We start from the raw sequence: 13169 nt of genomic DNA, 5'->3' as shown, positions 1-13169 counted from the left end.
TATACAAAAGTAATCTTACTCCTATGCGCGGGGTGCCTTTTCCCGTAGGCTTTATCCTCAAAAAATTTTAATGGACCAAGCAGCATCATTATAGTTTAGCTTGTCTTGTATATAGAACTCCCACTTAATTGCCTTGAACCAAAATATCAGATTATAATAGCGTTCTATTTTGTATTCGGAAGCGGAAATTATTGCCGGTTGTAAAAAGGAAAAACCAGCTTTCCAGGAAAAGTTATTTCAGCTTTATTCCCGGCGCATGATGGCCATCTGCGTCCGGTACACTTCTTCGCGGCCCGAAGCCGAGGATATTTTCCAGGAGGCTTTTATTAAAGTTTTCCGGCAGTTAAAAACGTACCAGGGCGGCTCTTTGGAAGGCTGGATGCGGCGCATTTTTGTGAACACTGCTATTAATTTTTACCACAGCAATCGCAAATACCAGGACCAGCTCGATTACAGCTCCATCGAAGAAACTTTACCCGCCGAGGATAATGTGCTCGACGCTATATCGGAACAAGAACTATTGGTTTTAATTAACCTGTTGCCGGCCGGTTACAAAATAATATTTAACCTGTACGTGCTCGAAGGTTACTCGCACCAGGAAATCAGCGCAATGCTGCGCATCGCCGAGGCTACATCGCGGTCGCAGTTAACCAAAGCCAAAGTTTACTTAAAAAAGATTTTGCAGAAGTACTCCATTACTAAATCATGCTAACCGATAAAGAACTGGAAATAATACGGCGTAAAATGGCGCAGCTCGAAATGGAGCCGCCGGCTACGGCCTGGGATGATATTAAAACCGAAATAAAACCCCGAAAACAATTTCGGGCATATTGGTGGGTAGGTGGCAGCTTATTAGTACTGGGACTTTTGCTTTTTTTAAATTTTTCGAAGCAGCAGAACCAGCAATTAGCGGGCAAACCAATTCAGGTTGGGGAGCATAATAACCAAGCTAATCTAAAAACTTCAGGCCGCCCGTTGCAACTTGCTAAACCCGTTATCACCCGAAAAAATTTAAAAAATAACCCATTAACCTGGCCGCTCGCTCCAGCTTTAAACCCACCCTTAAACTTTACGAGGAAGCCGAACAAATCAACGGCCAGAGCCATTAACCAGCGCACTGTAAAATCAGAAAAATACCAAGCTCTCCCTGGAGTTTCGAAGGCCACGAGAGTCACCGAAAAAACAAGATCTACAGAACAAGTAATTATTAATTTCACTACCCAAAATTCTGAAGACAGCGTTTATACCACCAAGGAGCAAGCCGTTGCCGCAGATTCCGCTACTAAACTACAGCAAGCAGTACGCAGTAAGTCCGATTCGGCGGGGGTTAAGCCACTGGTTACTTCACCCAATAAAAGCCAAAAAGAAAAAAAAGAAGATTGGTTGTTAGGATTTTTAGTGGCACCTAATTACGCCTTTAGGTCAGTGGTGTCGCATGCGCCGGACAGCTTGTTTGCCACTTATTTAAAAAACCGCCATCACGGAAGTGCCGAGCGATTTGGGTTGGAACTAGGCTTGCTGGTCAGCAAACCCATTACTACGCCATTACACTGGGAAGCAACTATTGCCTGGTTAAAACTAAAAGAAAACTTTACCTACCAGAATGATAGCCCCGTTTTTAATTCTTTGCAGAACACCCGGCAACTTGTTAGTACCTACCATTACGGAAGAACGCAAGTTGGCTTAACGTATTACTTCCGGGAACGCTCCAAAAGCAAGTTTAATGTTACCGTAGCAGGAGGAGCTAATTGGCTGCTCACTGGGAAAACCTACCAATCCTACAACGGGCAATGGCAAGATTCCAGCGAATCTACCCGCCGCAATTTACTCGCGCCAGCAAATTACCACGTAGCGGTGGGCTTGGGGTTTAGCAAGCCTTTAGGTAGCCTTTTTGAGGGCCGGCTAATGCCCACTTTCACGTATTACCTTGGTTCTATTTACCGAAAGCAAGAGCCCTTTCGCTTGCGGCCTTATACTTTTGGGTTGCAGCTAACCTTTAAACGCCGTTTCAGCCGCGCACCAGACCCAACCAAAACTACCCGGTAGGCTCCCAATCTTCTTAAAAATTTAAAAAAATCAATTTAAATATGAAAAGTAAAATGCTTACCCATCTTTTAGCTGCTTTCATGGTGCTATTTCTTTTCGCCTGCGACCCGGCAGAAGATAACTCCCCGAAGCGGCTCCAAATAGAATCTATCGGCTTTTCCGGCACGCTGCCCGAAGGTATGGATTTCGGCAAAACCGGTCTGGTAGCTACCAACGCCGTAGGTGGTTCTGCTAACTCGCAGGATGGTTCCTTTATTTACCATGGCTTAGTTATTACGGATACGCTCAGCAACGTTAGCATTAGCATGGATTTACCGCAAGTTAAATACAGCCCTGCCTTTATTCTGGGTCACGAAGACGACGGGAGTGAATTAAAACAGATCGCCCGGCAATATTATGCTTACGATAAAGTAAAGCAGAAACTCCGCATGGGAGATAAAATTTTGTACGGCTTTAATACCGCTAATGCCGATACCAGCAGTTTCGGAATACAAATACATAACAATACCAACTACACCGGCTTTGTTTCCCAAGGCCCGAATCAAACAGGCAGTTTTTTAAAAGTTGTAGAATTAGTAGAAGGAACCGAACCCGACCCGGTTTTGGGCAGTGTTAAAACCTTGGAAGTAATATTCGACCTGGATATAAAAATGTATGATCCCCAATCAGCGGTACCCAAGCCTCCTACCAAAATGACCGGGCTTTTAAGAATGAAATACCGGGAGTTTTAGCAAAAACTCTTAAACAGTTTCACGAAGTCATTTTATTACATTCGCCATTGCTATAATCCAGCAGCACAGCCTTTCCAAATAGTTTAGCTACAACTTTCCTGCTTTTATGAAAAATCGAAAATTTACCCAGCTGTTAACCACTCTAATTGTAGTGCTTCTTTTTGGCTGCGCTAAAGATCCGGAGGGAACGCAGCGACAGATGCAATTACAATCTGTTGGCTATACGGGCACGATGCCCAACGGGTGGCAATTTGGTAAAACCAACATTATCGCCAATAATTCGGTTAAAGGCCCTTCTGCCCCCCAGGATGGTTCCTATATTCTTCATAGCTTCACCGTGGCGGATACGCTTAACGGATATAGCATCATAGTAGAGTTACCTTTAATTAAATACAGCAACGATTATATCGCTGATACTGACTTGCCAGCGGCGGTTAAAAGTTACTACCCTTATGACCGGGTAAAAGAAAAACTCGCCGTGGGTAATAAGATTCTTCTATCCATGCTCCATCGGGATGTTACCACAGGCTTCAGGTTGCAGATGCGGGACGACAAAAATTACAGCTTTTATGGGGCCGATTACGCGCAGGATGCTACCAGTTATCTAAAAATTACGGAGTTAATCGAAGGAACCGAACCCGACCCGGTATTAGGCCAGGTAAAAACCCTGGAAGTTATTTTTGAAATAAATGCCCTGATGACCCGGATTTATCCCGCAGAACCCGGCCTTAACCCGGCCGCACCGGTAAAAGGGCTGCTCCGCATGAAATATCGCGAACTGTAACGAGGTTATTTACCCGATTTTGCCGAAATAAAGCCGGCTGGTTTCTTTTAATTTATTCAGGCACCATTATGCATAAGCACTCTCTTTAAACTTAATGATTACTTGCCACGGTGTTTAAAGAGAGTGCAACTAGAGGTAGCTGGTAACTAATCCGTTTAAAAACAATACCGTTAAACTGTATTGGCGCGCCTAGCTGCAACCGCTAACTTATATCCTTAAATTTAAAAAAACATTATCGGCCAGCTGGTATTTTTATAAAATGCCGCGCGCTTGTAGGTCGGCGCGCAACGCTTCCGGCGTAGTAAACGGAATAGAAGCAATTCCCAAAGCCTCGGCGGCACGTATGTTACGCAAGTTATCATCAATAAAAATGGCTTCTTCAGGGTGTACCTGGTAGCGATTTAATAAGGTTTGGTAGAAAGAAGCAAAGGGTTTGCGGTCTTTTTCGGTACCCGACACCACGATGCCGTCAAACCAACCCAAGAAATCGAATTGTTCCAGCGCCACCGGAAACGTTTCGGCAGACCAGTTGGTAAGCGCGTAAAACTGGTATTTGCCGGTTTCTTTTAATTCTTTAAAAATAGCCACGGTACCCGCAATAGCGCCACCCAGCATTTCGGGCCAACGATTGTAAAAAGCGCGGATATTTTCGGCGTGTTCCGGGTGTTTGGCGAGCAGGTAATCGGTGGCTTCCCGGATGGTGCGGCCGCCGTCTTGTTCTTCGTTCCAATCGGGGGTACACACATTTTCCAGGAAATGCCGCATTTCGGTTTCATCGGTAAACAGCTTGCGGTACAAATACTCGGGGTTCCAGTCGATCAGCACGCCGCCTAAATCGAAAATAATAGTTTGTATCATTGGGGTAAGTTTTTTAAATTTTTATCCGGGATGGTTTAATTGGCTACGTAAAAAATCAATTTTTCAGTTTACGTCTAAAATCTATTTCGCGTAGACGGCTACAAACCTGTTTTTTAAAATTCGAGTTAAATTTACTATTTTCTTATTGCCCGCCTATATCCCGAAGCCGCCTTTTGCAGTACGTTTACCTATGACCTTAACTCAAAAAATATACGCGGTAAACAACGTGCAGCTGCAAGTAACCACCGCCGGCGCTGCTAATCAACCCCTGCTTTTGTTTTTACACGGGTTTCCCGAAATAGGACTGTCGTGGCGGCAGCAACTTTTGTTCTTCGCGGAACAAGGTTTTTACGCGGTAGCGCCCGACCAACGCGGTTATAACCGCAGCAGCAAACCTCAAAAAGTAAAAGCGTATACGCTAACCCACCTCACCGCCGACATAGCCGCTTTAATCCGGCAATTAACGACCGGGCAGGTTTACTTAGTTGGCCACGATTGGGGCGGTGCCGTAGCCTGGGCCATGGCACAGCATTATCCCGAACTAATACACAAACTAATTATTCTGAATATGCCGCACCCGGTGGTATTACACGAACATTTAAAAAATAGCGGACGGCAACGGTTGCGCAGCTGGTACGTCGGGTTCTTTCAGGTGCCTTTTTTACCGGAGTGGCTTTGCCGGGCTTTCCATTTTAAAATTTTAGAAAGCTCGGTGGTGCAAACGGCTTGGCCCCACACCTTTTCGCGCCAAACCCTGGCCTTGTACAAAAAAGCCTGGCAACAACCCGGTGCGCTGCGATCCATGATTAACTGGTACCGGGCTTACAAATACGATCCGCTCACGGGTAAAGATAAAATAAACGTACCTACTTTATTGATTTGGGGCAAGCAAGATAAATTTTTAAGCGCCGCCATGGCCCAGCCCAGCATCGACCAATGCCGCGATGGCCGCTTAGAATTTCTGGATAAGGCTACGCATTGGCTGCACCACGAACAACCGGATGTAGTTAATAACTTGATTTTGGACTTTATAAAAACAGAATCACCTGCCTGATTTATCTCTTAAGGTTAACAGGAAGGTGATTTTTAAAAAGCCGTTTGTGCAGACACAAACGGCGGCATTTGCGTTACTTGTTCTAATTGCGTTGTAGTGCCGCTGGTTGTGTCTTCCCAACCAGCTTTATCAACCTTGGTACAAGCTTTGAATTAAAATTTTTTAAAATTTCCAGCGTACGAATGCTTCCATGGCTTCGTAATCGGCCAGTCCCAGCTTATCGTAGATTTTCGCAGTTTCGCGGTTGCGCTCGGCGGCGCGTACCCAAAACTCCCGGGCATCGTCGCCGGGGAATACGGGCCGGTCTTTCTGCGACTGGTGTTTAAAAATAGCGTTGCGTTTACGTTCCACTTCCTGCGGCGACAGCGGTACAGCCATTTCAATTTCGTGGGTTTCGAACTCGTGCCAGGCACCGCGGTACATCCATAACCAGCAATCCTGGGTCCAGTTTTCGGTTTTTTGCAGGCGTTTTAACGCTTCCAGGATAATCCGGAAACAAACAATGTGCGTGCCGTGTGGGTCGGCAAAATCGCCGGCGGCAAAAATCTGGTGCGGCTTTACTTGTTGCAACAACTCCATGGTCAACTCAATGTCGCGGTCGGTAACCGGGTTTTTGTTGGTTTTACCGGTTTCGTAAAACGGCAAAGCCATAAAGTGAATATGGTCGTCGGCTAAACCCGCGTAACGGGCACCCGAAATAGCTTCGGTTTTCCGGATAAAGCCTTTCACGTCGCGGATCTCGCGGGTATCTACCTGGTTGGGTTGTTTATGCTCGAAAAACTGCCGCATATCCTCGTAGATTTGGTGAAACTTGCTGTTGTCTTCCCCAATGCTGGCGTTAAAATCAATGGCAAATTCCATGTAGCGCAGCACATCGTCGTCCCACACTGCGGTGTTGCCGGAGGTTTGGTAAGCCACGTGCACATCGTGCTTCTGGTCTACTAACCGGATAAACGTACCCCCCATGGAAATCACATCATCGTCGGGGTGCGGCGAGAAAATAATGACGCGCTTTTTCGCCGGGTTGGCCCGTTCCGGCCGCTGCGAATCATCGGAATCAGGTTTACCGCCCGGCCAGCCCGTAATGGTATGCTGTATTTTATTGAAAACGTGAATATTGATGTTGTAAGCCGGTCCTTTTTCGACGGCCAGTTGGGCCATGCCGTGGTTGTTGTAATCTTCTTCGGTCAGTTTTAAGATCGGTTTGTTTAACAACCGCGATAACCAGATAACCGCTTTTTTGGTCATTTGCTCGTCCCAGACGCAATCTTTTACCTGCCACGGCGTATCAAAACGGGTTAGTTCGGCAGCGGCATCTTCGTCCAGCACAAACTCTACACTATCTGAAAGCTGCAAAAAAGTAGCCGGTACTTCGCTGGACATTTCGCCTTCTACCGCTTTTTTAATAATCGGCGCTTTTTTGCGGTTCCAGGCCATCAAAATAATTTCGCGGGCTTTGAAAATAGTACCGATGCCCATGGTAATGGCTTTGGTCGGCACGTTTTCTTTCCCGCCAAAATCGCGGGAAGCATCGCGGCGGGTCAGATCGTCGAGGGTTACCAGGCGGGTACCGGAGTTCGGCGCCGAACCGGGTTCGTTAAAACCAATGTGCCCCGTCCGGCCAATCCCTAATATTTGCAGATCCAGGCCACCTAAATCTTCTATTTTGCGCTCGTACTCTAAACAAAAAGCCGGAATTTCTTCCAGCGGCAAGGTTCCGTTCGGAATGTTGATGTTTTCCCGCGGAATATCAATGTGGTCGAATAAGTTTTCGTTCATGAACGTCACGTAGCTTTGCGGCGCGGTGGGCTTCATGGGATAATACTCGTCCAGGTTAAACGTAATCACATTCCGGAAGCTTAAGCCTTCTTCGCGGTGCAGCCGAACCAGTTCGGCGTAGACCCCCACCGGGGTGGCACCGGTAGCCAGACCCAGCACGGTGGTTTCTCCGTTTTGCTGCTTCCGGCGGATAAGTTCGCAAATGCGGCGGGCTACTTGCTTCGAGGCAATGTGCTGATCGGGGTAAACCGTAACGGGTAGCTTTTCAAAACGGGTTTCTTCGAGTAAGTTTAAGCGGATCATAGTTTAACAAAATATAAAAGTTTTATAATAGACTTGATTTGGTTGCTACACGTAGCTGGTTCGTATGCCCTGGTTTACTTGCAATTATCCGGCAGGAGTTTTTTTAAATATTTTCCATTACCAGTGCCAACGAGCCTAAAATCATGGAATTTTCGCCGAGGTTAGACAGCGCTATACTGGTTTTTTCGCGGAGCTGCGCCATGCAATACGTGTTTAATGATTGCTGCACCGGCGTAGTAATGTATTGCTTGGCTTCGGCAATGGTGCCGCTCAAAATAATCAGTTCCGGGTTAAACAGCTGAATCAGGCTGGCCAAGCCTTTGCCCAGGTTCATCCCGATTTCCGATAAAATGGAAATAGCAAACTGGTCGCCCCGGTTGGCGGCCTCGATAATGGTTGCCGGCTCCAGTTGCTCTAATTCTATTTCCGGCATAGTGCTTAACAGCGAGATAGCCCCGGCTTTTATGCCTTCTTTGGCCAACCGTACCAAGGCCATGCCGGAGGCAATGGTTTCCAGGCAACCCCGCTTGCCGCACTGGCACAGCAGGCCGTCTTCCACCATGGGGATATGCCCAAACTCGCCGGCAAAGCCCGAAGTACCGCTCCGCAGCTTTCCGTCCAGGATCATGCCGAGGCCAATGCCCCAGTTCATCCAAATTACTAGTACGTCTTTTTTCCCGTGGGCCAACCCGAATCGGTGCTCCGCCAGGCTAATGGTTTTTACGTCGTTTTGAATAAATACCGGTTTTTGAAATTTTTCTTCCAGTACCCGCTCCAGCGACTCTGCTTTATCGGGGTTTAGTAAGTACGTATAATTATTTCCTTCTTTTGAAGCTACCAGGCCGGGCATGCTCATGCCAATACCAATCAGTTTATCTCTTTTCAGGCCCGAGTCTAAAATCAATTCTTCGGCGCAGGTATGCAGCTGGTCCAGAGCACTTAAATCCTGGGTTATTTGCAGCGAAAAAGTACGGATACCGGTAATGTTCTGGTTATTGTTATTAAAAATAGCCATCCGGGTTTTGTGCTTTTCCATTTCGATGCTCAGCACAAATAAGGAATTTTCCTGTAAGCCAAATAAATCGGGTTTGCGGCCGCCGATGGATAAGCCCCGGCCTTGCTTCTCCACAATGCCGTCGGTAATTAATTCGTTGAGCAGCGCCATAGAGGTAGGCGCACTAATGGAGAAATGCTCGCAGATAGCCGCGTTGGTTTTAGCACCTTTCAGGTACAGATACTTGATAATCTTTAGTTTCTGCAAATGCTTCTTGCGCTCTACGTGGTTGAGCGTTTGTAAGAAGGCATCTTCCAAAAACAAGGTACTCATTTGTTTAGCTTTATTTACGCTGCAAAATATTTAAATTATTTTGGTTAACAAACAAACTTTACTAAAATTTTTACGAAAGTCAGGATAAATTTAAAAAATTTTACTTTTTGATAACATAAAGTATCTAAAAGAGTAACTTAGCCGCTATTAAAACAAGTTTTCGGGCGAATAAATAAGATTCTTTTGCAACAAACCGGCCGAGTGCTTATTTTCAAGTTTGTAGCTAGGTTGTCTTTTACGTTTACTTAACCGTACCGGCATCACTCCTGCTACTTCGCTATAGGTAACTGCAGGGCTCGTCAGTACGGCTTGTTTTAAGATTAGGCTGGCCAAATACGGACCTTAACCTGTTTTTTTAATTGTTCCTTTATGATTAAATTTTGGCTTTTGCTTTTCGGGTGTTTTTTATCGGCAATGGTTCAGGCGCAACCGCAGCCAAATTTAAAATTATGGTATACCAAACCCGCCAATGCGCAGGCACCCGACGATCCGAACGGTTGGAAAGACGACCCGGAATGGCTGAAAGCATTGCCCTTGGGTAACGGTTCGTTAGGAGCTATGGTTTTTGGTGATGTGCCCCGCGAACGCCTGCAGCTAAACGAAGAAAGCATGTGGTCGGGAAGTCCGGACGATAACAACAACCCCCAGGCATTTGCCGCCCAGGCCGAAATCCGGAAGTTGTTGTTTGCCGGCAAGTACCAAGAAGCCACCGCTCTCACGAATAAAACACAAATTGCCAAAGGCCAAGGTTCCGGACACGGCAACGGATCTACGGTACCTTTTGGTAGTTTTCAGCCTTTAGGCGAACTGTATCTCGATTTTACCCAAAAAGCGCCTTATCAGAATTACCGCCGGGAACTCGACCTGAACAATGCCGTGGTGCGGGTAAGTTATACGCAAAATAACGTGCAGTTTCAGCGCGAAGTATTTATTAGTCAGCCCGATCAGGTAATGGTAGTACACCTCACGGCCAGCAAACCGGGGCAGCTTTCGTTTACTGCGCAGCTAACCCGTGCCGAACGGTTCCGGACTTACCCCGAAAACGGCCAGTTAGTAATGGCCGGTAAGCTAAGCAACGGTAAAGGCGGCGACGGACTCGCATACATGACCCGGCTGAAAGCTTTAGTGACTAAAGGCTCGGTAAAGTACAGCAACACCGGCCTAACGGTTCAGGGAGCCAACGAAGTAACTTTGCTGCTTACCGCCTCCACGGATTATAAATTGGAGTATCCTACTTACAAAGGCCGGGATTATGTAAATATCACCCAAAGCAATTTGCAAAAATCCGCTCAAAAACCGTACAAGCAATTACTTAACAGGCACTTAACCGAGTACCAGCCTTATTTTAAACGAGTTTCCTTTAATTTGTTTACGGGGGAAGATAAACTACCTACCGACGAAAGATTAGCTAATTTTAAAAATAATTCCACCGACCAGCATTTGTACGAGTTGTTGTTTCAATACGGCCGGTATTTGCTCATTGCCTCGTCGCGGCCGGGTACTTTGCCCGCTAATTTACAGGGCATCTGGACGAACAAGCTGCAAACCCCCTGGAACGGCGATTACCACACCAACATTAACATTCAGATGAATTACTGGCCAGCCGAGGTGACCAACCTGCCCGAGATGCATCTGCCTTATTTCGATTTACTACGGTCGCTTACCAAACCCGGTTCCGAAACGGCCCGCGTGCATTACCACGCCCGCGGCTGGGTTATTCACCCGATTACCAACGTTTGGGGCTATACCGCGCCCGGCGAAGAAGCTGGCTGGGGCATGCACACGGGCGCAACCGCCTGGCTGTGCCAGCACATTGCGGAGCATTACCGGTTCACGCAGGATAAAGCTTTTCTGCAGCAACATTATCCGGTATTAAAAGCGGCTACCGAATTTTACCTGGACTGGCTGGTGGTGCACCCGCAAACCGGCAAGCTGGTGTCGGGGCCGGCCGGTTCCCCGGAAAATACGTTTATCGCCCCCGATGGCAGCAAAAGCCAGATCAGCATGGGGCCGGCGCACGAACAGCAGGTCATCTGGCAATTGTTCCATGATTTCCGGATGGCTTCTACCGTACTCGGTGTGCAGGACGATTGGACCAAACGCATTGCCCAGGCCCAGCAGCAATTAGCCGGGCCGCAGATTGGTTCGGATGGCCGCTTAATGGAATGGGCCAGCGAGTTTCCGGAAGCGGAACCGGGACACCGCCACATTTCCCATCTATTTGCGTTACACCCGGGTAACCAGATTAATTTAATTCAAACGCCCGAGTTAGCGGCGGCGGCTAAAAAGTCATTGGATTACCGCATTGCCAAAGGCGGCGGCCACACGGGTTGGAGCGCCGCCTGGTTAGTAAGCCAGTATGCCCGTTTAAAAGAAGCCGAAAAAGCGAAAAGCAGCCTGGACGTAGTTATTACCAAAAGCACCTCACCGAACTTATTTGGCCAGCACCCGCCCTTTCAGATGGACGCTAATTTTGGTACTACCGCCGGTATGGCCGAAATGCTGCTGCAAAGCCATGTGCCAACCGCTTCGGGAGGCGTACTCCTGGACTTATTACCGGCCTTACCAGCCAGTTGGGCAAAGGGACAAATAAACGGGTTAAAAGCCCGGGGTGGTTTTGAAGTAAACATGAACTGGCAAAACAACCGTTTGCAACAAACAGAAATCCGTTCTATAAAAGGAGGTGAGGCCACTTTGCAGTATGGCAATCAATCTAAAATAGTAAAGCTACAGCCCGGCCAGAAGCAAGTGATTGCGTGGTAATTTCAGATAATTATCGTAAAGGTTTAAATCCCGTAAAAATTTAAAGTTTGGCGGGTAGAATAGCTTTAAGCTGCATGCAAAGTAGACTTTTACTGCGCTTCTTGCTTTAACTTTTGGTACTGAAAGCGCATTATTTGCAATTGTTTTTGGTAAGTCGGATCAGCAGCCAAATTTTGCTTTTCCTTCGGGTCTTTTTTTAAATCGTACAACTCTTCGTAATGGTGTTCGATAAATTGCATGTATTTCATTTCGCGGCTCACCACGCCTTCTACTTTGGGTAAACGCGGACTGCCCATAAAAGTATGTTCGTAAAAGAAACTTTGGCGGGCAGTTCCGGGCTTTTGCGCGGCTAAAGCCAGTAAATCTACTCCCTGCATTTGCCCGGGGATGGGTTGGTTCGCTAATTTTAAAATAGTAGGAGCCACATCCACATTAAGCGCTATTTCGCTGATAGTTTTTCCTTGTAAGGCAGCGGGCTGCCGGGGATCGTACAGAATTAAAGGTACCCGGATAGATTCTTCGTGGCCAAACCACTTGCCTTCCAGGCCGTGTTCGCCTAAGTAAAAGCCATTATCGCCAATAAATAAAATTACGGTATTATCGGCAATGCCTAGTTTTTCTAATTTAGCTACCATATTGCCGATTACTTCGTCGACGCCGGTAATTAAGCGGTAGTAATTTTTGGTGGTTTCCTGGGCCAGCTCCGGGGTAGCGAATAACGGCTTCCAGCGGACGCGGGCAATGTTTTTATCGTTTTTAAAAAATGCCGGAAAGCTGTTCCAATATTTCGGGTCGGCGGTTTCGGGAGTGGGGATAGTTACGTTTTGGTATAAATTTTTAAATTTTTCCTGCACAATAAAGCGCGGCGGATCGCCGTCCTGCTCGTGCGGCGCTTTAAACCCGATGGATAAACAAAAAGGCGCTTGCTTGCCAAACCGGTCCAGAAAAGTTTGAATGTCGCGGTCGGTCTGGTCGGTATTATGAATAAAATGGCCGGCTTCGTCTTGCATTTCGTAGTCGGGTTGTAGTTTGGGCGTGCAGGTCCAAAAATCAAAATAAGCTTTGGGCGTATTCTTCTGCCCGACGCCGTATTTATTGATAAAGCCAATTGTATACCCCGCTTTTTTGAGTAAAATAGGATAGGTTTGCGCCACGGCTTCTTTACTGAAATCGGTGGTAAATTCATTAATCTTGTGCCGCGATAAGTACTGACCGCTGAGTAAACTGGCGCGGCTCACCATGCAAATAGCCGTAGTAACGTAAGCGTTTTTAAACAGCAAACCTTTACGCGCCAACTTATCCAGGTGCGGTGTTTGAATAATATTATTGCCCATAGCGCCCAGAGCATCCCAACGGTGATCATCGGTTACCACCACAATAATGTTGGGCAGTTTAGTTGCTTTTGGCCGAAAGGCGAAAAAAACACCCGTCACCAACAAGGAAAGAAGGCCCCAAGGCATTATATTTTTAAAATTTTTCATCAATCTGGTAATTATGCGAGTAGGAGTTTCTGAACGAAAATAA

Annotated in this window: 10 protein-coding genes; 6 read left to right on the top strand and 4 right to left on the bottom strand. The window is 46.9% G+C overall.

What is annotated here, in order from left to right; translation table 11 throughout:
- The first annotated feature begins 169 nt into the window (after positions 1-169).
- The 4 genes from AHMF7616_RS23480 to AHMF7616_RS23465 all read left to right on the top strand — a co-directional run bounded on the left by AHMF7616_RS23480 (position 170) and on the right by AHMF7616_RS23465 (position 3561).
- Positions 170-712: an RNA polymerase sigma factor gene (locus tag AHMF7616_RS23480; RefSeq protein WP_115375102.1), complete on the top strand. Its 543-nt coding sequence runs from the start codon at positions 170-172 to the stop codon at positions 710-712.
- A complete protein-coding gene (locus AHMF7616_RS23475) occupies positions 706-2046 on the top strand; it encodes a porin family protein (RefSeq protein WP_115375101.1) in 1341 nt (446 codons plus the stop codon). Before AHMF7616_RS23480 ends, AHMF7616_RS23475 begins: the two co-directional genes overlap by 7 nt.
- Positions 2047-2126: 80 nt before the next feature.
- Positions 2127-2777, top strand: a complete 651-nt coding sequence (locus AHMF7616_RS23470) for a hypothetical protein (protein ID WP_233507720.1) — start codon at positions 2127-2129, stop codon at positions 2775-2777.
- A 106-nt stretch (positions 2778-2883) separates the two neighbouring features.
- Positions 2884-3561: a hypothetical protein gene (locus AHMF7616_RS23465; protein ID WP_115375099.1), complete on the top strand. Its 678-nt coding sequence runs from the start codon at positions 2884-2886 to the stop codon at positions 3559-3561.
- A gap of 252 nt (positions 3562-3813) precedes the next feature.
- Here the strand turns inward: AHMF7616_RS23465 and AHMF7616_RS23460 are convergent, their stop codons facing one another.
- Positions 3814-4419 carry an HAD family hydrolase gene (locus AHMF7616_RS23460; RefSeq protein ID WP_115375098.1) on the bottom strand — a complete coding sequence of 202 codons (606 nt, stop codon included), beginning with the start codon at positions 4417-4419 and terminating at the stop codon, positions 3814-3816.
- Between the two features lie 190 nt (positions 4420-4609).
- On the opposite strand from AHMF7616_RS23460, the gene AHMF7616_RS23455 reads away from it, so the two are divergent.
- Positions 4610-5473: an alpha/beta fold hydrolase gene (locus tag AHMF7616_RS23455; RefSeq protein WP_115375748.1), complete on the top strand. Its 864-nt coding sequence runs from the start codon at positions 4610-4612 to the stop codon at positions 5471-5473.
- 162 nt (positions 5474-5635) lie between these two features.
- Here AHMF7616_RS23455 and nagB read toward each other — a convergent pair whose 3' ends face one another.
- Together nagB and AHMF7616_RS23445 are read right to left on the bottom strand one after the other, a co-directional pair.
- On the bottom strand, positions 5636-7555 hold the full coding sequence (gene nagB / locus AHMF7616_RS23450; protein WP_115375097.1) for a glucosamine-6-phosphate deaminase: 1920 nt from the start codon (positions 7553-7555) through the stop codon (positions 5636-5638).
- Positions 7556-7658: 103 nt separating this feature from the next.
- A complete protein-coding gene (locus tag AHMF7616_RS23445; RefSeq protein WP_115375096.1) occupies positions 7659-8882 on the bottom strand; it encodes an ROK family transcriptional regulator in 1224 nt (407 codons plus the stop codon).
- A 369-nt stretch (positions 8883-9251) separates the two neighbouring features.
- Here AHMF7616_RS23445 and AHMF7616_RS23435 point away from each other — a divergent pair, with 369 nt between their 5' ends.
- Positions 9252-11645: a glycoside hydrolase family 95 protein gene (locus AHMF7616_RS23435; RefSeq protein ID WP_115375094.1), complete on the top strand. Its 2394-nt coding sequence runs from the start codon at positions 9252-9254 to the stop codon at positions 11643-11645.
- 89 nt (positions 11646-11734) lie between these two features.
- On the opposite strand, the gene AHMF7616_RS23430 is transcribed toward AHMF7616_RS23435, so the two are convergent.
- Positions 11735-13126 carry a sulfatase family protein gene (locus AHMF7616_RS23430; protein ID WP_115375093.1) on the bottom strand — a complete coding sequence of 464 codons (1392 nt, stop codon included), beginning with the start codon at positions 13124-13126 and terminating at the stop codon, positions 11735-11737.
- Between the last annotated feature and the right edge of the window lie 43 nt (positions 13127-13169).

This window comes from Adhaeribacter pallidiroseus (assembly GCF_003340495.1).
Lineage (GTDB): Bacteria > Bacteroidota > Bacteroidia > Cytophagales > Hymenobacteraceae > Adhaeribacter > Adhaeribacter pallidiroseus.
This window is presented reverse-complemented; position numbering and strand designations above follow the sequence as displayed.

What these genes read in the sequence shown, in the direction of transcription:
- AHMF7616_RS23455 (WP_115375748.1), top strand. Translation starts at nt 4,610, where the DNA reads ATGACCTTAACTCAAAAAATATACGCGGTAAACAACGTGCAGCTGCAA.
- AHMF7616_RS23475 (WP_115375101.1), top strand. Translation starts at nt 706, where the DNA reads ATGCTAACCGATAAAGAACTGGAAATAATACGGCGTAAAATGGCGCAG.
- AHMF7616_RS23435 (WP_115375094.1), top strand. Translation starts at nt 9,252, where the DNA reads ATGATTAAATTTTGGCTTTTGCTTTTCGGGTGTTTTTTATCGGCAATG.
- AHMF7616_RS23460 (WP_115375098.1), bottom strand. Translation starts at nt 4,419, where the DNA reads ATGATACAAACTATTATTTTCGATTTAGGCGGCGTGCTGATCGACTGG.
- AHMF7616_RS23430 (WP_115375093.1), bottom strand. Translation starts at nt 13,126, where the DNA reads ATGAAAAATTTTAAAAATATAATGCCTTGGGGCCTTCTTTCCTTGTTG.
- AHMF7616_RS23465 (WP_115375099.1), top strand. Translation starts at nt 2,884, where the DNA reads ATGAAAAATCGAAAATTTACCCAGCTGTTAACCACTCTAATTGTAGTG.
- nagB (WP_115375097.1), bottom strand. Translation starts at nt 7,555, where the DNA reads ATGATCCGCTTAAACTTACTCGAAGAAACCCGTTTTGAAAAGCTACCC.
- AHMF7616_RS23445 (WP_115375096.1), bottom strand. Translation starts at nt 8,882, where the DNA reads ATGAGTACCTTGTTTTTGGAAGATGCCTTCTTACAAACGCTCAACCAC.
- AHMF7616_RS23470 (WP_233507720.1), top strand. Translation starts at nt 2,127, where the DNA reads ATGGTGCTATTTCTTTTCGCCTGCGACCCGGCAGAAGATAACTCCCCG.